Genomic DNA, 20,418 nt, shown 5'->3' with positions numbered 1-20,418 from the left:
TGGGTTATGTGAGGACAGCGGCATGAATTTTCTGGTGACGGGCGGTGCTGGCTTTATCGGTTCGGCGGTGTGCCGGCATCTGTGCGCCAACCCGGCCCATCGGGTGACCAATCTCGACAAGCTAACCTATGCGGGAAACCTGGCCTCGCTGCGGCCGATCGAGAACGCGCACAATTATCGCTTCGCGCAGGCTGACATCTGCGACGAAAGGGCCGTGCTCGACATCCTCCGGCGCGACGATATCGACATCGTCATGAACCTTGCCGCCGAGAGCCATGTCGACCGCTCGATCGATGGGCCGGGCGCCTTTATCGAGACCAACATCGTCGGCACCTACAAGATGCTCAATGCCGCGCTGGAATATTGGCGCGGCCTGCCCGAAGACAGGAAGAGCCATTTCCGCTTCCATCATGTCTCGACCGATGAGGTGTTCGGCGATCTTCCCTTCGATGGCGGCATGTTCGTCGAGGAAACGCCCTACGCGCCATCCTCGCCCTATTCCGCCTCGAAAGCGGCCTCGGACCATCTGGTGCGGGCCTGGCACGAAACCTATGGCCTGCCGGTCGTGCTTTCCAATTGCTCGAACAATTACGGACCCTATCACTTTCCCGAAAAGCTGATCCCGCTGGTCATCCTTAACGCGCTCGATGAAAAGCCGCTGCCGGTCTATGGCGCCGGCGCCAATGTGCGCGACTGGCTGTTCGTCGAGGATCACGCGCGCGCGCTGGAACTTGTCGCGACCAAGGGACTGGCGGGCGAAAGCTACAATGTCGGCGGCAATTCCGAGCGGACGAACCTGGGCGTCGTCGAGACGATCTGCGATCTCCTCGACAGCAGGCGGCCGCGGGCAGGGGGCAAGAGCTATCGCGACCTGATTTCCTTCGTCACCGACCGCCCCGGTCACGATCGCCGCTATGCCATCGACGCCTCGAAGATAGGCCGGGACCTGGGCTGGGCGCCCAATGAGAATTTCGACAGCGGCCTCGCCAAGACCGTCGACTGGTTTCTCGAGAACAAATGGTGGTGGGGACCGATCCGCGAGCAGCGCTATGCCGGTGAACGGCTGGGCGAAGCACGCAAGGGGGCGGCGTGAGGCTGGTTGTCACCGGGCGCGACGGACAGGTCGCGGCAAGCCTTGCGGAGGCCGGCCAGACGGCCGCCGGCGTTGAGGTCATCGCCATTGGCCGTCCGCAACTCGACCTCGCAAGACCCGACACCGTGATCGAAGCCATCGCGGCCGCGAAGCCGGATATCGTCGTGTCGGCTGCCGCCTACACGGCGGTGGATCAGGCCGAGGACGAGCCCGATCTGGCATTCGCGGTGAACGCCGTCGGCGCCGGCAAGGTGGCGCAAGCAGCAAGCCGCCTGGACGTTCCCGTCATCCATCTTTCGACCGACTATGTCTTCGACGGCACCGCCCCCGGTGCCTATGTCGAGACCGATGCTACTGCACCGCGCAGCGTCTATGGCGCCTCCAAGCTTGCCGGCGAGCAGGCGGTTGCATCAGCCAATCCGCGCCATGTGATCCTGCGCACGGCATGGGTCTACAGCCCGTTCGGCAAGAATTTCGTCAAGACCATGCTGCGGCTGGCCGCCGACCGCGACGAGATCGCGGTGGTGGCCGATCAGTGGGGAAATCCAACATCGGCACTTGATATCGCCGACGCGATCCTGCATGCGGCGGCACAGCTGCACGAGGGCGCCGCCACATCCGGCCTCTATCATCTGGCCGGAACCGGCGAGGCCAACTGGAGCGGCTTTGCCCGTCATATCCTGGACACAAGCCGCGTGTTTGGTGGTCCTTGGGCGCGGGTACGGGACACTGCTACGATGGACTATCCGACCAAGGCGCGCCGCCCCGCCAATTCCCGGCTATCGAGCGCGAAATTCACCGACGTGTTCGGGTGGAGGGCACCGGACTGGCGGCAGTCGACGGAGGCGGTGGTGCACCGGCTTCTCGACGGTGAGACGAAACAGGCATTGACGGCATGAACAAGCACCCTTCCGCGGAAAACACGCGCGATGCCGCGCCCGTCGACGAGCCGAAGGCACACAGGGCAAAGCCGAAAGCAGCCAAACGCACCTGCATCATGGTGCTCGGCATGCATCGCTCTGGCACCAGCGCGCTGACAAGGGCGATCAATCTGCTTGGCGCGGAACTGCCTAAGGATTCGATTCCGGCGGACAGCAACAACGCGAATGGTTATTGGGAACCGACCCGTCTGACATTATTGAACGATCAGATGCTTATTGAGGCCGGGAGCCGTTGGGATGACTGGAGGCCTTTTGACCCCGATAGCCTCTCAGCATCCAGGGCGGAATTTTACAAAGTCGAGATCGCTCGCATCATCGGGGAGGAGTACGGCGACGACGCACTAATCGTCTTGAAAGAGCCCCGCATTTCCAGATTCGTGCCGCTCTACGGGGCAATTCTCGCTTCCATGAACTTTCAGGTTCGATATGTCCTGACTGTGCGCAATCCACTTTCCGTTATTGCTTCATTGAAGAAGCGCGACGGGATGACGGCGGCGTTCGGTTCGTTGCTCTGGTTACGCTATGTGCTTGACGCAGAGAGAGCCACTCGCGGCGCTGCGCGTGCCTTTCTTTCTTATGAATCTCTCATTGCAGATTGGTATCCGTCAATCGCAAGAATAGGTGAAACCTTGTCAATAGGTTGGCCTCGGACGCCTGCCGAGGCGAAGGTCCAGATTGATGATTTCCTATCGGCGGAGCATCAGCACCACCTCGCAAGTGTCGAGCGCTTGCTTGCAGATGAAGCAATCCCGGAATGGGCCAAAGATACTTATCTCGCGGTCCGATCTCTTGAAAAAGATTCTCACGATCAAGAAGCACTGGCTCGGCTAGATCAGATCAAAGCGGGCTTTGACGCAGGTACGCGGCAATTTGGCGCTGCGTGCATCCTGGAGTTGAACGCAAGGCAGGCTGCATTTACTGGAACCGTGTCAGCCTTGGAGAACAGGAATGCTGAGAAAGATGGCGCGATCAAAGTGCTGGCGGACGACAGCGCTAGCTTGAAAGCGCAAGTTGAGGCGCTGGCTCAGCGCGAAAGCGCACAAGGTCAGTTGCTTGTCGAAAGAGACAAGGAAATCAGCCGACTGACTGCGCAAAAGACGGCCCATAAGACGCAATCGGACGCGTTAGCTCGGCAGTTGACTGAGTTGGGGCGCGAAGCGGTGCTTGAACGGGAGGCCTTTCTGCATCTCAAAGGGGAATTGCAGAAAACTGAACGCCAAGTGGTCGATTTAGAGCAGGAACGTGAGTTTTTTTTAAAAAAACAAGAAGAGAGGATTTCGGGGGTAGCAGAAGAGTATAAAGAGAGGGAAGAATTTCTGTTGGATGAAATACGGAAAATGCATACCCGAAATTCAGGAAATTTGACATCTCTGATCTATAGTGTTTTTTCGTTTTTCAAACGATGAGATATATATAGTGATCATAAAACAGCGATCTGGAATTTATTTATGAAGCCGATATATATCGCTTTCTATCTCCCTCAATTCTACCCTTTCCCCGAGAATGACTCTTGGTGGGGGAAGGGATTTACTGAGTGGACAAACGTGACTAAGGCAAGACCTCTGTTTGATGGTCACTATCAACCACATTTGCCAACAGATCTTGGTTTTTATGATCTGCGCGTGAGGGAGACGCAACATGAACAGATAGCGCTTGCTCAGCAATACGGTGTCGATGCGTTTTGCTTTCACTATTATTGGTTCGGTGGCCGGCGGTTGCTAGAGAAGCCCGTTGACGCTTATCTGGCGGACAGGTCGGCTCGTATGCCCTTTTGTTTATCTTGGGCCAACGAAAACTGGACGCGAAGATGGGATGGTGCGGAGCAGCAGATGCTGATTTCGCAGGATTATGGGCCGGACTATGAAATCAGCTTTATCGAAAGCGTGGCACCCTTTTTGCGAGATGACCGATATCTACGCGTCGACGGACGACCGATCTTGCTTGTCTACAGACCACAGCAGCTTCCTAACCCCGCCCGAGCTGTAGAAAAATGGCGCGAGCACTGCCGGAAAATCGGAATTGGAGAAATCCACCTTGTTGCCGCGTTAACGCACGGCAATCTCGACTATGAATCACTTGGATTTGACGGCGGAGTGGAGTTCCCCCCGCACAACATGGTGGTCGAAAACATCAACCGTGAAGTGACGACCTTTGGTTCCTTCAGAGGCATGTTCGTAGATTATGCAGATGTGGCCGGTAATTATCTCGGGCGCGATTATCGCGATAAGAAAATTTATCGGACGGTAGTCCCGTCATGGGACAACACTGCCCGGATTGGCGACCGCGCGGTCGCAATGCTTGCTGCCACCCCTGATAACTATGAGCGTTGGTTAAGGGCGGCCACGTCCCTTACTATGGTCGAGCGCGCGCCAAAGGAACGGCTTGTTTTTATAAATGCATGGAACGAATGGGCCGAGGGCTGTCACTTGGAGCCGGATAGGAAGTTCGGGAGAGCCTTTCTGGATGCGACTCTTCGAGTTAAAGAAAGCAAGTCTGTTCTTGACGATGTATTTGATCCGCATCCTTTCCGGACGCACGCAGGAACTTCCCTTGCGGTTTCGAGCGGTACGATATGGAAGGCGGATTCGCCCGTGCAGCGCTTCGCTGCGACCAAGTTGAAGATTCAAGGGATGCTGGCCAACGCGCCGGCGGCATACAGGGTTGTCAGATGTGGCTTCCGGGCCGCTCGCGCCGCCGCCCGACCAATTCGATCGCTGTGGCGTCGATCACCGTTTCTGAACCGCGGCTCCTCGGCGCCCGCTGCCACATTTCCATTGGTCTTGCAGAGCGTCGCCCTTGCTCGATCGGCCCGACAAGTTAAAACGAGGGCCGAGTTGTTTGCGTCGAAGAACGACGCCATATTAACAGCCTATCCGGTTAGGGCCGTCGTCAGCAAAAGCGTCAAGGTTACTGCGGGTCGCGGTGCCACTAAGCTGGGTCGACTAAAGGAACTTTTTGCAGAGAAAACCTTTAACGCCGTACCATTTCAATTCGGACGATTTCTAAATTGTGTAGCGCACTCCCGCGCTATCGGCGTTATCACGCAAGGTGGAGCGATTGTAGAAGAGTCCATTATCGTCTACCGATATGTGTATCAGAATCTCGATCTTCTAGATTATCTTGACGAAGAGGATGGGAGTTACATATTGCTATCCAATGAATTTCAGTTCATTGACGAAGATGTACTACTCCCGCTTCACTCGAGTTTTGCTTTTGGACACGTCTTATTCGATGCTATCCCGCAGATTTTGTTCTGGGAGAACGAAATCAAGGAGAACCGCCTCAAGGTAGTGCTGCCAAACGATGCGCCATTGTGGGTGCGCGGTATCCTGGCGACTTGGGGTTTTCTGCCCCATCATTTTCTAATTCTGCCGCATACGCCATTTCGATTCCGCTCTGCTATGGTCTGCAATAGTCTCACGACTGGGACGACCTATTACCCCAACCCGGGCTCCCTCGCACAGTATGCCCTGCAACCCGCGTTGCCGACTACTTCTGCTACCCCACCGCTGATCTACCTCGCACGGGATCGGGCCAACACCTATTCGAACCGGTTCATTGACAACGAACCTGAGGTAGTCTCGGCGCTGGAAGCTTTGGGATTCACTGCGGTCGACCCATCAAAACTACCATATGTCGATCAAATAGCGTTGTTCCGAAACGCCAAGGTGATTGTTGGCGCGCATGGGTCAGCTTTCGCCAACATAATCTGGTGCCAACCCGGCACCAAGCTGGTCGATTTAACGCCCGACGATTGGGTCGGCTACTGGAACGAACTCGGCATCACCGAGATGTGGCTATCGCGCACCTGCGCGCTATTTTCACTCGACTACGAAGTGGTGGTCTGCCGTTCGCAGATGGTTGAAAGCCCATTTCCGGGCCAGCCTCATTTGACTCAGCGTCACGTAACATCCCAAGTCGACACTGACACTTTGGTCCGACGTCTCCGCGCCCTTCTTAAGGTTGTCGAACTGTGACTGTTAACTATCTGGACGTAATTATCAGCCTTACGCGTCGAGAAGTGACTGGACGATACCGAGGGTCGATGCTTGGCATCTTGTGGTCGCTATTGACCCCGTTGCTTATGCTCGCAGTTTACACGTTCATGTTCGGCACGGTTCTGCGGATGCGTTGGGCCGGGGGAGGCGAGGGGCAACCGACAGCCCAGTTCGCGATCATATTGTTCGTTGGCTTGATCTTCTTTCAAACCTTCTCCGAGGTGCTGACGAGGGCACCTACGCTTGTGCTGGCGAATGTTAGCTACGTGAAGAAGATTGTTTTCCCGCTTGAAGTGCTGCCGGTAGTTGCGCTTGCAGCGGCGTTGTTTCACATGATGGTCAGTTTTCTGGTCATGCTCGTCTTCCTTGTGATTTCGCAGGGATCGATTCCCTTGACGGCGCCGCTTCTGCCGATCGTTGTGGCCCCATTTATCCTCCTCCTCCTTGGTGTGTCGTGGTTCCTTGCCGCTGTTGGTGTGTATTTTCGCGATGTCGGCCAGGTACTGAACCCAATCGTCAGTGCGCTCATGTTCCTGTCTCCGATATTTGTGCCGGCTGAGGCGCTGCCTGCGGCCGTGCGGCCGTGGCTGGTGCTGAATCCCATCTCGATTCCCGTTGAACAGGCCCGCAGGGTTCTGATTTTTGGTGAGATGCCGAACTTTCACGCGTTGGCTTTTTATACCGTGACGGCAGCGATCATTGCCGGCGTTGGGTTTTTGTTCTTCCGGGCCACGCGCAAGGGCTTCGCAGATGTCCTCTGAAATCGCCATCTCTGTGAAGGCACTATCCAAGCACCATCTGATGTTCGACCGGCCTGAAGACCGGCTGAAACAGATGGTGGTGCCGCGACTGCAGCGGCTGGTGAGGCAGGAGCCTCGGCGCTACTTCCGCGACTTCGCTGCTTTGACCAATATCTCTTTGGACGTCCGGCGAGGCGAGACCGTCGGCATCATCGGGCGAAACGGTTCGGGAAAATCTACGCTTCTGCAGATTATCTGTGGAACACTGCAGCCCACCAGTGGTTCGGTCACCGTCAATGGCCGCGTAGCGGCGTTGCTGGAACTGGGCGCGGGGTTCAACCCCGATTTCACCGGTCGTGAAAATGCCTATCTCAACGCATCCATCCTTGGCCTCAGCCGTGCCGAGATGGACAATCGCTTTGACTCCATCGCCTCCTTTGCCGATATCGGAGACTTTATCGAGCAGCCGGTAAAGACCTATTCTTCAGGTATGTATGTGCGGTTGGCGTTCGCCGTCGCCATTAATGTCGATCCGGATATTCTGGTGGTCGATGAGGCGCTGTCGGTGGGTGACGAGGCGTTCTCCCGTAAATGTTTCGCGCGAATTGAGCAGATCAAGGAACGTGGCGGTACGATTCTGTTCGTCAGCCACGCCGCTCAGACCATCGTCCAACTTTGTGATCGCGCCGTATTGCTCGACGCGGGTGAAATGATGTTGACCGGCCGCCCAAAGACGGTGACAGGCCAGTATCAGCGGCTGGTAAATGCCAGTGCGGAGGGCGCGGCGGAAATCCGGACGCAAATTGTGGCGATGAGGGATGCAACGATATCTCGCGTCATCTCAGCCGAATTGCCTTGGCTGGGATCAGAATCCGAAGATGAAGTTGTTGTCGACAATTCGCAGGCGCCCAGAAACGAAATTGAGCACCGCGAAGCGCTCTCCAATCAAATTTTGGAATCTGCGGATAGCTTCGATCCTTCACTTGTTTCCAAGTCAACTGCCTATCAAGAAGAGCGAGGCGCGCGCATTCGCGACGTTCGCATACTCACTGTGAGCGGCGAGCAGGTGAATGTGCTGAGGCTCGGCAGAAGATACTTCATAGAATATTGGACCGATTTTTCAATGGACGCTACTCGGGTGGGGTTCGGCATCGGCATAACAACCACAACCGGGTTCCATGTCGCAGGCGCCAAGTGCAGGGCGTCTCGGGTCGAACTGGCGCAGGCTGGTTCATCTCTAAGATCAAGATTTGAGTTCACTTGCCTACTGCTTCCTGGTCACTATTTTGTCACGTGTCAGGTCCGCGGATTGCCAGAAGTTGATGAGGTGCCTCTCCACCGCATTATCGACGCCATCGCTTTCAGAGTGACAGAGGAGGACGAAACATTGGCGGCAGGGCTCGTCGATCTCTCCATGGTGGTCACTGTTGACCGATGAGCGAGGCACGTCCATGTCTTCGGGTGGGATCCAAGCTCAATTTCCGGCCATTTCAATGCATTGCGGGGAAGCGACGCTGTCGTTTGTGCATGCGTGGCCTCCGACCTTTAATATCGGCGACTATCTTTCCAGCCCACGCCACTATTTCGACTTCAAATGTCACTCACCTTCGGAAAGCGGGTTCTCTCGAATTCTCATTCTGGGTGGTGGCGCGTTCAATGATTTCGGAGCTTATGCAAGCTCCTTGGTTGAGTCGGACCGAAAAGTCGCATGGGGAGTCGGCCAGAGTATCCAGCCCTTGAACGGGTTCGGAGAACTCTCTTCCTCAATTTCAACGGATTTTTCTTTTTTTGGCTCTCGCGATCGTGCTCTGGCAGTATCCAATTCTACACTAGTACCCTGCGCCAGCGTGATGGGAGATATCGTCGATATCTTGCCAGGGGCGGCGCTGGGCGTTTTCCTCAACCAGAATCCGGCCGCAAGCGGGCAGGCGGTCTTTGATGTCCTTTCGGCTATCGAGCCGAATGTGATAGTTGGCACCAATTCTATGTCGGAACCTGAATTCCGGTCCAAATTCGCTTTGACCGGAAAGATCATAACAAACTCGTATCATGTCGCTTATTGGGGGCTCCTGTCGGGCCGGCAGGTCGCGTTGATAGGATACTCGTCCAAGTTCACTAGCCTTTTCGATCTCTTGGAACTTCCTGCTGATGTTACCCTCTATCAAAGGGGTGATGCCGCTGGACTGTCGGGAGCGATAAAGCGAGTATTAAATGGCGAATTGTTCTCCCGCCTTCCATTACCCACCGAAACCAAACTGGCGTTTAGACAGACCAACATCAGCTATGCTGAACGCTTGGTCGCCGCTGGTCTTTTTCGAGAAATTAGGCCGTTGGACCAATCGAAGATTCACCTGAGGCGAAGGGAACTGGAGGTGTGGCGAGCCTACTCGCTTGCTCGCCGTTGAATTGGGAGTTTATGGGCTCCACTTGGTAAGATCTGAGTGATGCAATGCCTGAAAGCGTTGGAATACTGTTTGATTGACATGAGCCCTACGAAACATCTCTTTTAGAATGTTCGAAGCCAAGGTTTTTTTTTCGGATAGAGACTGAACCCTGGTATTTAGATTTAAAATCATGTCGCCGGCGCCAACCATAAAGGGTGTCACGCCGTCGAAGAGTGTCATGCCTCCCTGTGGAAAGCGTTTATATGCATCGGCTTCGGTGGCCTTCATCCAAATCTCGGTTTCATAGAGCTTGACTGTATTCATCAGGAGCGACCCGGCAAGCGCCAGCGCACGCTCGGCTCGATCGGGAGAGAAGTCGGTAATTGTGTCGCAGGCTGAGACCAGCCACCGGGTGCTCAACCGGTGCAGCAGAACGGGCCCGCACTTGTCCCACATTTGTTCGAAGCGCTTCCAAACGGTTTTTTCGGCAATGCCGCGACGTAAAAGCACGATCAGTGCTGCGTGTGCATATTCAATTTCGGTTCGACCCACGAATTCCTGCCTCACCATATTGAGATGTTCCGCGAGATCGTCCTTTCGTCCAATCTGAATCTCTGGAGTTGTGCCGGAGACAAGACCGTTAACAAGCTCATCAATACGACGGTTCAACAGGGGTTCCAAACCCCCAATAATGCTTCGGTCTCGTGTTCGGGACGGCAGCCTGATCCGAAATCTCACAGTGTTTCTCTCGTATGTCTCGGGGTTCGAAGCGTCGCTTATAGGTAGATATCGAACGTTCGCTGCGAAAGATCGCGGGGCGATCCATCGGACCGCCCTGCCTCCCCGTTCTGCTTCCACAGCGCTGCATGTGCCTCTGGCAAGGCTATAGCTGCTCAGGAATGCAACCCATTGGAACACCCAGGGTGGACGTGTATTTAATAAGCGGTCGCTGTCTACTCCCCACGGAAGCGGATCTCAAGAGGGGTGCGCCGCATGGATCTGGCAGGAGCCGTACGCGCTAGACTAGGGCTCTATAAAAATGATGTATGGTGGATTGATGGAAGAGAAATTTAGAATCGTTAGAGACGAAGCTGAAATAGCCGAGCTATTTAAAAAAACACGGTCTCCGCTGGCAGATCTATTTTTTAACAGATCATCGAAGGCTCCATCAATGAAGTGGCTACACTACCTTGATGTTTACGACCGCTACTTGTCACCATATCGCAGTCTGAGCAGGCCGCTACATTTCCTCGAAATAGGCATCGCAGACGGTGGTTCGTTCAACGTCTGGCGACCCTATTTCGGAGAGCGCGCCATCCTCTTCGGGATCGATATCAGCCCAAGCAGTGCGGTGAAAGTGGAGTCCCTTGGAATGAACTGCCACGGTCGCGTCGGTAGCCAGGCGGATTCAAAGTTTCTGGCGTCTGTAGTCGAAGAGATGGGTGGTTTGGACATTGTGATCGACGATGGAAGCCATATAGCTGAGCACCAACTCGCGAGCTTCCGCACTCTTTTCCCGCTGTTATCGAATGGGGGGGTCTATATCTGCGAAGACTTGCACACGGCGTACTGGGAAGACTGGCAGGGCGGCCTGCGTCGCCCTGGAACGTTCATTGAGGTGGTCAAGGACATCATTGACTGCCTGCATGCCTGGTACGCGCCAATCGATAACTCGATGTCGGACATGGTTCTGCATCGTAGTGTACCGGCAATACATCTGCACGACAGTTTGGCCGTGATCGAAAAGGCTGTCGTGGAGCCGCCGTTGATGCTGATCAAATAGCGCTCACCTCACCGTAGCTCTTTGATCCTTTTGGAGGTTCATCCGTACACCGATGCAGGAGGACGAAATCGGGCCTCTTCCGGAAAAAACCTCTAGCTATGCCCCCGCCCCCGAAGTATGCGATACAGGACGGCGGGGGCCGGGGATGGCACTTGAGTAAGGTGATTGGTCGCGAAGTAACTTCGTGTTCGCACCTCGCTGGTGTCGATGCCCTTGAGCCTGGAGTCTAGTGCCGTCCAATGAATTCCCACCTAGAAGCTGTGTTCGGGCTCAGGCCACAGATGCGGCGCGCCTTCATCATGGTCCAGGACGTGGTCATGGTCCTGGTCGCCGTGGCACTCAGCCTTATCCTTTCGCGGTCGAATCTTTCGTTCGAAGCGCTCTCCGAGGAGGGTCTGGCGACATGGGCGGGCATCGTCGTCATCAGCCATTTGCTGTTCCGCTACAGTGGCCTCTACACCACCGTCTGGCGCTTCGCCTCGACGCCGGACTTTTTCAACATCCTGAAGAGCTGCGCGATCTTGACGTTCACTCTTTACATGGCGTCGCTGCTGCTGCGTTTTTACCGGCCGGTGGCGGGGCTCAACGAGCGCCAGTTCATCGTCTTCTTCCTCGTCTCCTTCACCATCATATCGGCACCCCGGCTGTTCTACCGCTTCCTGCGTGACGGCGCGAGCTGGGGGATTCTGAGCCGCAAGACCGACGCCAGGCAGGCCAAGCGCGCTCTGTTCGTCGGCCGGCTCGACGAGGCCGACCTGATCATTCGCTTCACCCGCACGGCGCAACCGGCGGACTATTCCATCGCAGGCATCATGACGGCCGAGCGCGGCGCACCGTTGGGCACGCGGATTCAAGGTGTTCCCGTGGTGGCGACCATGCCGCGCCTGATCGATGTCCTGGAGGATTATGCGACCGGCACCAAAAGCCTGGACTTGCTGATTTTCGGCAGCGGTGCCGAGCACGAAATCGAGGACTATTCGGAACTCGTGCGCATTGCCCGGCACGGCGACATAAATGTGGTGCAGTTCTCAGGCCTTTCGGAGTTGGAACAGCACGGAAAGCTGGTTCTCGACACCGTCGAGATGGAAACGATCCTGCGCCGTCCGACGGTCGCGGCCGACATCCAGCGTATCGGCGCTTTTGTGGGGGGCAAACGCGTTCTTGTGACCGGCGGTGCCGGTTCGATCGGCCAGACGCTGGTCAAGCGGTCGCTGGAACTGGGAGCCGAGGCGGTGCTGGTCGCCGACAACTCCGAGTTCGGCATTTTCCAGTTGAGCCAGTATGTTGACGAGAAGGACCACGACCGCCTCAAGGTCCGCATCGTCGATGTCGCGGACCGGCGCCAGATAATGCGTGTCGTCACGGAATTCCGGCCGGACATCATCTTTCATGCCGCGGCGCTCAAGCATGTTCCGCTGCTCGAGGAAAACTGGGATTCGGCCATCCAGACCAATATCTTCGGAACGCTCGTCTGTGCCGAGGTTGCTGCCAAGTGCGGGGTTGCGCAATTTGTCCTGATATCGAGCGACAAGGCGGTGGATCCCTCGTCGGTGCTTGGCATGACGAAGCGGGCCGCCGAACAGATCATCAGCGCCTTGCATGGCACGCCGGCAGGCGAGACAAGCGGGCGTCGCCCGGCCACCAAGTTCATTGCAGTGCGGTTCGGCAATGTCTTCGGCAGCAATGGTTCTGTGGCGACCATATTCCAGGCGCAGATCGAGGCCGGAGGGCCCGTCACCATTACCGACCGGCGCATGACGCGCTATTTCATGACCGTGGCCGAAGCCGTCGATCTCGTCATCATGTCGGCGGCCGATGCCGCGTCGCGGCAGAGCGGAGACGATTATGCCGTCTATATGCTCGACATGGGCAAGCCGGTGCCGATCCTTGAAGTGGCCGAAACGATGATCCGCTTGTCCGGAAAGAGCCCATACAAGGACATCGCGATCCGGTTCACCGGCATAAGGCCGGGCGAAAAACTTCACGAGACGCTGCATGGCGAAGACGAGGAACTCGTCGAACTCGGCATCTCGAAGATTTTCGGCCTCAGCACGGACGTCGTGGAATGGTCGGATGTCCAGGTCGCGCTCTCGGCCCTGCAGCAGTCGGCGAAAAACCAGGACAAGGCTGCCGCGCTCGCCGCATTGGCAGGTCTCGACCGCGCCAAGAAGGCCAGGGCAAGTGCACATCAAGACGCGATCCCGAAAACGGCGGGGCAGGCGAGCTAGGCCCGGTTCAGAATTCAGAAAGCGATCTTGGTCGTGAGCAAAGATGATCTGCGCATCGCGGTCCTGATGGGCACGAAAGACGGCGCCGCCTTCATCGAGGAGCAGCTGCAGTCCCTGCTCGAGCAGTCGCACCCTCTGGTCGACCTGTGGATTTCAGACGATGGCTCCACCGATGGCACGACCGCCATCATCGAGACATGGAAATCCCGCTGGCGACCCAAGGGTCGGATGACGCTGGTGGAAGGGCCGCGGCAAGGCTTCGCCGCCAATTTCCGCTCCATGATCGTCGATCGGCGCATCGAGGCGGACTGCTATGCCTTCTGCGACCAGGACGATATCTGGGAGCCTGACAGGCTGGAGAGCGCTATCGACTGGATGCGGACCCAGGATGCGAAAACCCCGCTGATGTTTTGTTCGCGAACCGCGACCATGACGGAAACAGGAAGCCTTGTCGGCCATTCGCCGCTGTTTGCCCGGCCGCCATCCTTTCGCAATGCGCTTGTGCAAAGCATCGCCGGCGGCAACACAATCCTGCTCAACGCTGCGGCACGCGACCTGCTGGCCAGGGCCTCCACGAGGAGCGGGTTCGTCAGCCACGACTGGTGGGCCTATCTCATCGTGACCGCCGCCGGCGGCATCGTCCGCTACGATCCGCGACCGTTGGTGCGCTACCGGCAGCACGCGGCGAACCTGGTCGGCGCCAACGTGTCCTGGAAAGCAAGGTTCTCTCGGCTTGGCCGCCTGTTCAAGGGGGAATTCGCCGGCTGGACGGACCTCAACCTCAACGGTCTCGCCGTCAATCGCGACCTCCTGACCGAGGACGCGACGGCGTGCCTCGACCTTTTCACCCGCGGGCGCAACGGCGGTCTTTTCCGGCGCTTGGCGGGCTTACGCCAAAGCGGCGTCTATCGGCAGACCGTTTCCGGAAACATTGGGCTCTATCTCGCCTTCATCCTGGGGCGCATCTGAACATTGCGACGGCTGCGTGGCGCGCTTGGTCAGGAGATCGGCTCATGCTACGTCGATCGGATTGACGGCATTGGCCTGCGGCATTGCCTCGGGACTTCGGCAGGGAGCACTATCGGCCGTTCATGAAGGCAGCCAAGCAAATCTTCGATATTGCCGGTGCGGCTCTGCTGCTGGTGGCGACGTCTCCTGTCTTGGCGCTCACCGTCCTTGCCGTTCGGGCATCGTCACCGGGCCCGGCTATTTTTTCGCAGGTGCGGGTCGGCCGTGACGGTCGGCTTTTCCGCTGCCACAAGTTGCGCACGATGTATGTAGGCACGCCGTCGCTACCCTCGCATGAGGCGCCGGCGGATTCCGTGACATCGGTCGGGAAGGTCTTGCGGAAGTTCAAGCTCGATGAGCTGCCGCAATTCTGGAACGTCCTGAAGGGCGAAATGAGCTTGGTCGGGCCGCGCCCCTGCCTGCCGACCCAAACGGAATTGATCGAGTGTCGCGGGCGGCTGGGGGTTTTGGCAGCACTTCCGGGCATAACAGGCCTGGCCCAGATCAGGGGCATCGACATGTCGAACCCGGAGCTCTTGGCGCAAACGGATGCTGCCTACCTCCGCACCGCGTCGTTCTGGCTCGACCTTCGGATCCTGTTTGGAACGCTCTACCGCAGACCATGATCCCAAAAAGTGGAAGCCGGTTTTTGGAAAAGATCATGGTCAAGCAAGAAAGTCAGGATCTACCGAGCCGCGCCAGCTCGGCCAGCCGTTCAAGCGTGCCGGCTTCAGGCGTCCACCCCTGCGATACCAGCAGGGCAGGGTCGCATATCTGTGTCGCGGTCAGGCTGTCCCAGAACGCCCGCCTGCCGAATGCAGTCACGACCGGCCGTATCAGGCCGGCCGGCACAGCCATCAGGCGCACAGGCCGTCCCAAACCCCTGCGAAAGGCGGCGATAACGGCCTCGACGGCGACCGGCGGCACATCGGCGCCGACATAGATCGGGCGAAGCGGTCCGGAATGGCTGAGCAGGTGCGACACTGCTCGCACCGCGGCCTCGGAAGACATCAGCGAGCGGATTCCGGTCAAGGCACCCGTCGGCAGCGGCAGCGGCGTATCGGCAAGGCGCATCAGCGTTGCCAGATTTCCCCTCATGCCGCTTCCATAGACCGGCGGCAGGCGCAACACGGCGGCGTCGGAGCGGCCGTGTAACGCGTAGGCGTCCAAAACCTTGATCTCGCCTTCGCGCTTCGAGCGTCCATAGGCGCATTGTGGGGCAGGAAGCGTGTCCTCGGCGATCGTTGCGCTGACATGCGCGCCGATCACCGCCCGGATCGTGGAGAGATGAATGAAGCGTCCGCTTATCTGGGCGGCCGCGGCATGCGCCAGCCTTGCGCTCAGTTCCACATTGGCCGCCTGGTAATCGGCTTCGGTTGCGTTTCCCCGATCATTGTTGAGGCCTGCGCAATGGACGACGTCAGTCATATGCCGGGTCAGTTCCAGGAAGGCGGCGGCCGGCGCGTCGAAGCCGGGCATCGGCACAGTCTCGTTCTCCGAACCAAGCCTTTCGGGATGGCGGGAGGCGAGGCGAAGCTCGGCACCGGCTTGGCGAAGGTGGCGCACGACAAGACGCCCGATGAAACCTGTCGCGCCCGTGACCAAAACCCTCATGGCCTTGCCCGAAACAGGTCTTGCGTGACTGATGGAAGTGCCTGCTTTTCCAGCAAGGGAACATGGCGTCCGGAGGCGAGATATGTTCCGCTCACCAGGAAGACCATCAGCACCGAGTCCAGAATGTCATGGCCGACCAGGATGCCTGTCATTCCGGCCGTCAGATAGGTGATCACCACAACGACAATCATGGTGGCGCCGAACCGCTCGTTCGGATCGCTGCTGTTTCGCAAGACCCGGGCGGCATTTCCAGCGGCAACGATAAAGATCGCCGCCAGCGTGACGGCGCCCAGAATTCCTGCTTGCACCAAGGCGGTCAGGAAGCCGTTGTGGAAATGGTTGAAGCCTGTGTCCATCGCGAACTGCTCATGAAAGCCCTGTTTGATCAGAAGCTGGGTTGCACCCACACCGTGCCCGAACAGTGGCATGTCATGGAATGCTTTGAGGCCGATCTCCCAAAGCGCAACACGTATTCCCAACGAGGTGTCGTAGTTGCCGCTGGCTCCAAGCGCACCCCAATCGGAGCGCAAAAAGTCGACCCGCCCGGATATCGCCTGGAAGCTGGAAGCGGCGATCACGACGCCGACCGCCGCCAGCAGCAGCAGCAGGCGAACGGCATTCCTGCCTCTGAGCCTGTGCCGGTTGATCAGCATGACGGCGATGCCGGCGATCAGCAGTGCCAGCCAGACGATACGCGAGCCGGAATAGATGACGGCGACCGTCCCGGCCAGTGTCGCGTAGAAGAGGGGTGTCCGGGCTTGCTCAATACTGGACAAGGCGCCAGCCACACACATCATCACGGCAAGGCAGACGACGGTTGCGAAGACGATCGGATTTCCGGCTCCCCCCTCGGCCCTGACGCCAATCCAATATTGCTGGATGACGGCCATGAGCAGCGCGACAAAGCAGGCGGCCATGCTGGAAAGCACGACACTGCGGGCAAGCGTGGTTTTCTGCGTGATGCTCCAAGTCGAATAGGAAACGGGAAAAAACAGGAAGGTGACGAGCGGGATAAGATGTGGCGCATCCCGGACGAACGAGTTGTTGACGATGGACGCCAGGAGATTGGCGGCGCAGTAGGCATAGATCGCGACCGTCATCCAGATCATGGGCCGGTCGGCGTTGAAGCGCCTTTTCCCTAAAGCAATCAGCAGGGCGGACGAAAGGCCTCCGCCATTGAACACAAAGCTGACCACCGACCCCAGGACCGGCGGAAAAAAGAAGCAAAGGATGGAGAAGTAGTTGTTGACCCGCGAAGGCGAGAATTGCTGTGTGAGGGATGAAAGCCGGCTCAATTTTCGGGCTCGCTGTTTTCGGCAAGTTTCATGCGGCGGATCTTGTTTAGCGAAGTTGAATGCGCTCGCCCCGAAATTGCCCATGCCTCATGATGCACCTGCCCGCTGCCGAGGCTGGTATAGCGGCTGTCCCCCATTTTCGATAGTGGATCGGGTGGATTGCCACCGAAAAACGGCGGCAGGCGACGGTCGGCCAGGGAAGTGCCTTGAAAGCCCTAGCCGGTCCATTCAAGCAATATTTTCCCCGCGTTTTCTAAGCTCTTGAGCTTGAGGGCAGGAATTTCCGGGTTTGGCGGCATCTGTGGAAAATTCATTCTCGAACCATGTGCGGCCGGGTCAGTCCAGCATTGTTCTTGACAATGGCGATCTGCTAGAACGCCGGCACGAGAAAGATTGTCCAGAAGCAAGGCTCGAACCGGGCGCAAGAAGCTCGATGATTTGAGGCAGGGTCTTCTGTTGGAAGATACGAAAGAACGCCCGCGGTCCATGACAACAGCGCTTACGCATCTTCAGCGGCTTGAAGCCGAGTCCATCCATATATTCCGTGAGGTTGCGGCCGCCTTTGCCAAGCCGGTCATGCTCTATTCGGTCGGCAAGGATTCATCCGTGTTGATGCATCTGGCGATGAAGGCGTTTTATCCCGCCAAGCCGCCGTTCCCCTTTCTGCACGTCGACACGACGTGGAAGTTCCGCGAGATGATCGCCTTTCGCGATCAGATGGCGCAGAAACTCGGCTTCGATCTCCTGGTTCATGTCAACGAAGACGGCGTGCGCGACAACATCAATCCGTTCGACCACGGTTCGAACACCCACACCCATGTCATGAAGACCGTGGCGCTGCGCCAGGCGCTCGACAAATACGGTTTCGATGCGGCCTTTGGCGGCGCTCGCCGCGACGAGGAGAAATCGCGCGCCAAGGAGCGCATCTTTTCCTTCCGCAACGCCCAGCATGTGTGGGATCCGAAGAACCAGCGCCCCGAAATGTGGAAGATATTCAACACCCGCATCGCATCGGGTGAATCGATCCGCGTCTTTCCGCTGTCGAACTGGACCGAGCTGGATATCTGGCAGTACATCTTGCAGGAAAGTATCCCGATCGTGCCGCTCTATTTCGCCAAGGAACGACCGGTGGTGGAACGCGACGGCATGCTGATCCTGCGGGACGACGAGCGCATGAAACTGCGCCCCGGCGAGACAGTGGAGAACCGGCTGGTGCGGTTCCGCACGCTTGGCTGCTATCCGCTGACCGGCGCCATCGAATCGGATGCCGACACGCTGGAAGCCATCGTCGGCGAAATGCTGACGGCACGGACGTCCGAACGGCAGGGTCGCCTGATCGACCGCGATGAAGCCGGCTCGATGGAAAAGAAGAAGCGCGAGGGGTACTTTTGACCATGCGCCACATCATGGCAAAGAGCCTCGCCCCCACCGACGGCGTTCGCGACTATCTGGCGGCGCAGGAGAAGAAGTCGCTGCTGCGCTTCCTGACCTGCGGCTCGGTCGATGACGGCAAGTCGACGCTGATCGGGCGCCTGCTGTCCGACACCAAGCAGATTTTCGAGGACCAGCTCGCCGCGCTCGAACGCGATTCGCGCAAGCATGGCACGACAGGCGACGACATCGATTTCGCGCTGCTGGTCGACGGTCTGGAGGCTGAGCGTGAGCAAGGCATCACCATCGACGTCGCCTACCGTTTCTTTGCCACGCCGAAGCGCAAATTCATCGTCGCCGACACACCTGGCCACGAGCAATACACCCGCAACATGGCGACCGGCGCCTCGACCGCCGACCTGGCGATCGTGCTGATCGACGCCCGGCAAGGGGTGTTGCGCCAGACAAGACGTCATTCGATCATCGCTTCGCTGCTCGGCATCCGCCACATCGTGGTGGCCGTCAACAAGATCGATCTTGTCGGTTTCGATCAGGCGGTTTTCGACCGGATCGTCGAAGACTACGGGCAGTTCTCGCGCGATCTCGGCTTCCAGACCATTGTGCCGATCCCGATGTCGGCCCGTTATGGCGACAATGTCAGCCGTCGGTCGGAAAGCATGGAATGGTATTCCGGCCCGACGCTGATCGAGCATCTCGAAACCGTATCGGTCGACGAAGCGATGGTCGAACTGCCGTTCCGTTTCCCGGTCCAGTATGTCAATCGTCCCAATCTCGACTTTCGCGGCTTTGCCGGCACGGTCGCCTCCGGCTCGGTTGCGCCCGGCGACGAGGTCGTTGTCGCCAAGTCCGGCAAATCCTCGCGCGTCAAGCGGATCGTCTCGTATGGTGGCGATCTCGCCCAGGCGGCCGCCGGCCAGGCCGTCACGCTCGTCCTCGACGACGAAGTCGAAATCTCGCGCGGCAATATGCTGGTTTCGCCTGCCGCACGGCCGCAGGTCGCCGATCAGTTCGCCGCCAACATCGTCTGGTTCGACGAGCATGCGTTGCTGCCAGGCCGCTCTTACATCCTGCGCACCGAGACCGACCAGACCAGCGCCACCGTCACCGACCTGAAATATCGGATCAACGTCAATGACTTTGCCCATGAAGCGGCAAAGTCGCTCGAAATGAACGAAGTCGGCATCTGCAACATTTCGACGCGGACGCCGATCGCCTTCGATCCCTTCGCCGAAAACCGCACCACCGGCGCCTTCATCCTGATCGACCGCATCTCCAACGCGACGGTCGGCGCCGGCATGATCCTGCACTCGTTGCGCCGCGCCGAAAACATCCATTGGCAGTCGCTCGATGTCGGCAAGCGCGTGCGCGCCGACATGAAGAACCAGCGGCCCGCCGTGTTCTGGTTCACCGGGCTGTCGGGTTCCGGCAAGTCGACCATCGCCAACCTGTTCGAAAAGAAGCTGTTCGCCACCGGCCGCCACACTTATATCCTGGACGGCGACAACGTCCGTCACGGTCTCAACCGCGATCTTGGTTTCACCGATGCCGAACGCGTCGAGAACATCCGCCGCGTTGCCGAAGTGGCGCGTTTGATGGCCGATGCCGGGTTGATCGTCATTGTTTCGTTCATTTCGCCCTTCAGCGCCGAGCGGCGCATGGCTCGCGAATTGATGGCCGACGGAGAGTTCATCGAGGTGTTCGTCGATACGCCCTTCGAGGAATGCGCCAGGCGCGATCCGAAGGGCCTCTATGCGCGCGCATTGAATGGCGAGATCAAGAATTTCACCGGCGTCGATTCTCCCTACGAAGCGCCGGAAAACCCGGAGATCCATCTGCGGACACTCGGCAAATCGGCCGAAGAGATGGTCGACGCCCTGGAACACTGGCTGAACGAGCGCGACATTGCCGAAGACCAATACGATAGCGGCGGCGGCATCTGACG

The 20,418-nt window shown here is 58.1% G+C and carries 16 protein-coding genes; 13 read left to right on the top strand and 3 right to left on the bottom strand.

Annotation, left to right across the window (positions count from 1 at the left end; genetic code table 11):
- The first annotated feature begins 22 nt into the window (after window positions 1-22).
- From rfbB to MESCI2_RS1000000137860, 7 genes are read left to right on the top strand one after another with little or no spacing between them, the layout of a single operon-like run.
- Window positions 23-1,093: a dTDP-glucose 4,6-dehydratase gene (gene rfbB / locus MESCI2_RS0106640; protein WP_027035878.1), complete on the top strand. Its 1,071-nt coding sequence runs from the start codon at window positions 23-25 to the stop codon at window positions 1,091-1,093.
- Window positions 1,090-1,992: a dTDP-4-dehydrorhamnose reductase gene (gene rfbD, locus MESCI2_RS0106635; RefSeq protein WP_027035877.1), complete on the top strand. Its 903-nt coding sequence runs from the start codon at window positions 1,090-1,092 to the stop codon at window positions 1,990-1,992. The genes rfbB and rfbD overlap by 4 nt, the downstream gene beginning before the upstream one ends.
- Window positions 1,989-3,440 carry a sulfotransferase family protein gene (locus MESCI2_RS1000000136105; RefSeq protein ID WP_050596489.1) on the top strand — a complete coding sequence of 484 codons (1,452 nt, stop codon included), beginning with the start codon at window positions 1,989-1,991 and terminating at the stop codon, window positions 3,438-3,440. The genes rfbD and MESCI2_RS1000000136105 overlap by 4 nt, the downstream gene beginning before the upstream one ends.
- A 42-nt stretch (window positions 3,441-3,482) precedes the next feature.
- Complete coding sequence (locus MESCI2_RS1000000136100; RefSeq protein WP_050596488.1) at window positions 3,483-6,011, top strand: glycoside hydrolase family 99-like domain-containing protein; 2,529 nt, start codon at window positions 3,483-3,485, stop codon at window positions 6,009-6,011.
- Entirely contained in the window at window positions 6,008-6,793 is a 786-nt protein-coding gene (locus MESCI2_RS01000000134410) for an ABC transporter permease (RefSeq protein ID WP_050596487.1), read from the top strand. Before MESCI2_RS1000000136100 ends, MESCI2_RS01000000134410 begins: the two co-directional genes overlap by 4 nt.
- The gene (locus MESCI2_RS01000000134405) at window positions 6,783-8,210 is read left to right on the top strand and encodes an ABC transporter ATP-binding protein (protein WP_032900462.1); all 1,428 of its coding nucleotides are present in this window, start codon (window positions 6,783-6,785) and stop codon (window positions 8,208-8,210) included. Before MESCI2_RS01000000134410 ends, MESCI2_RS01000000134405 begins: the two co-directional genes overlap by 11 nt.
- The gene (locus tag MESCI2_RS1000000137860; protein WP_155936588.1) at window positions 8,200-9,177 is read left to right on the top strand and encodes a hypothetical protein; all 978 of its coding nucleotides are present in this window, start codon (window positions 8,200-8,202) and stop codon (window positions 9,175-9,177) included. The genes MESCI2_RS01000000134405 and MESCI2_RS1000000137860 overlap by 11 nt, the downstream gene beginning before the upstream one ends.
- Before the next feature lie 9 nt (window positions 9,178-9,186).
- Here MESCI2_RS1000000137860 and MESCI2_RS0106605 read toward each other — a convergent pair whose 3' ends face one another.
- Window positions 9,187-9,825: a hypothetical protein gene (locus tag MESCI2_RS0106605; RefSeq protein WP_155936587.1), complete on the bottom strand. Its 639-nt coding sequence runs from the start codon at window positions 9,823-9,825 to the stop codon at window positions 9,187-9,189.
- A gap of 388 nt (window positions 9,826-10,213) precedes the next feature.
- Here MESCI2_RS0106605 and MESCI2_RS01000000134400 point away from each other — a divergent pair, with 388 nt between their 5' ends.
- The 4 genes from MESCI2_RS01000000134400 to MESCI2_RS0106585 all read left to right on the top strand — a co-directional run bounded on the left by MESCI2_RS01000000134400 (window position 10,214) and on the right by MESCI2_RS0106585 (window position 14,801).
- Entirely contained in the window at window positions 10,214-10,939 is a 726-nt protein-coding gene (locus MESCI2_RS01000000134400) for a class I SAM-dependent methyltransferase (protein ID WP_197031525.1), read from the top strand.
- Window positions 10,940-11,178: 239 nt separating this feature from the next.
- Complete coding sequence (locus MESCI2_RS0106595) at window positions 11,179-13,167, top strand: nucleoside-diphosphate sugar epimerase/dehydratase (protein ID WP_027035874.1); 1,989 nt, start codon at window positions 11,179-11,181, stop codon at window positions 13,165-13,167.
- 33 nt (window positions 13,168-13,200) lie between these two features.
- Complete coding sequence (locus MESCI2_RS0106590; protein ID WP_027035873.1) at window positions 13,201-14,136, top strand: glycosyltransferase family 2 protein; 936 nt, start codon at window positions 13,201-13,203, stop codon at window positions 14,134-14,136.
- Between the two features lie 122 nt (window positions 14,137-14,258).
- Window positions 14,259-14,801 (top strand): sugar transferase, encoded by a 543-nt coding sequence (locus tag MESCI2_RS0106585; RefSeq protein ID WP_027035872.1) that lies wholly within the window; start codon window positions 14,259-14,261, stop codon window positions 14,799-14,801.
- A 52-nt stretch (window positions 14,802-14,853) separates the two neighbouring features.
- Here the strand turns inward: MESCI2_RS0106585 and MESCI2_RS0106580 are convergent, their stop codons facing one another.
- The gene (locus MESCI2_RS0106580; RefSeq protein ID WP_027035871.1) at window positions 14,854-15,789 is read right to left on the bottom strand and encodes an NAD-dependent epimerase/dehydratase family protein; all 936 of its coding nucleotides are present in this window, start codon (window positions 15,787-15,789) and stop codon (window positions 14,854-14,856) included.
- Complete coding sequence (locus MESCI2_RS0106575; protein WP_027035870.1) at window positions 15,786-17,084, bottom strand: O-antigen ligase family protein; 1,299 nt, start codon at window positions 17,082-17,084, stop codon at window positions 15,786-15,788. Before MESCI2_RS0106575 ends, MESCI2_RS0106580 begins: the two co-directional genes overlap by 4 nt.
- 486 nt (window positions 17,085-17,570) lie before the next feature.
- On the opposite strand from MESCI2_RS0106575, the gene cysD reads away from it, so the two are divergent.
- Both cysD and cysN read left to right on the top strand, forming a co-directional pair.
- Window positions 17,571-18,476: a sulfate adenylyltransferase subunit CysD gene (gene cysD, locus MESCI2_RS0106565; RefSeq protein ID WP_027035869.1), complete on the top strand. Its 906-nt coding sequence runs from the start codon at window positions 17,571-17,573 to the stop codon at window positions 18,474-18,476.
- Between the two features lie 2 nt (window positions 18,477-18,478).
- On the top strand, window positions 18,479-20,416 hold the full coding sequence (cysN, locus tag MESCI2_RS0106560) for a sulfate adenylyltransferase subunit CysN (RefSeq protein WP_027035868.1): 1,938 nt from the start codon (window positions 18,479-18,481) through the stop codon (window positions 20,414-20,416).
- The last annotated feature ends 2 nt before the right edge of the window (window positions 20,417-20,418 follow it).

Origin of the sequence: Mesorhizobium ciceri WSM4083 (assembly GCF_000519305.1) — a bacterium.
Classification (GTDB): domain Bacteria; phylum Pseudomonadota; class Alphaproteobacteria; order Rhizobiales; family Rhizobiaceae; genus Mesorhizobium; species Mesorhizobium ciceri_B.
This window is presented reverse-complemented; position numbering and strand designations above follow the sequence as displayed.